The sequence below is a fragment of the Bacillus sp. JJ722 genome (assembly GCF_036963345.1).
Taxonomy (GTDB): domain Bacteria; phylum Bacillota; class Bacilli; order Bacillales; family DSM-1321; genus Bacillus_AD.
The window spans coordinates 1-379 of record NZ_JBALMO010000148.1 but is presented as its reverse complement, the minus strand read 5'-3'; positions in this window follow the sequence as shown (position 1 = coordinate 379).

Sequence of the window (379 nt, the reverse complement as noted above, 5' to 3'; positions counted from 1 at the left end):
ATTGTTTTTCATATATAAACTGGAATGAACCAATAAATATCAGAACTGCTATGATGAATAAAACTTTTCTTATGTTCATATTCCCAACTCCATAAAAATCTTCTAATCATGCTCGGCACACTTAAGAATACCATTTTAACCCTTTATTTCAATATTTATAAAGGTTTTTCAAAAAAATTCACAAACTCTTATTATTAAGTATACGATAGATTATATATGAGAATACATAAAAACATAAAAGGGGCTGTTCGAAAAGTGATTTCCAATCACTTTTCGAACGCCCTTTTACGCTTTTTAGCCCTTCGCTATAGGTTACGAGAAATTTGTTATGCTTGCTGAGTTTGTTGAAAGACGGCTCTCAGTAGGAAATCCGGTTTTG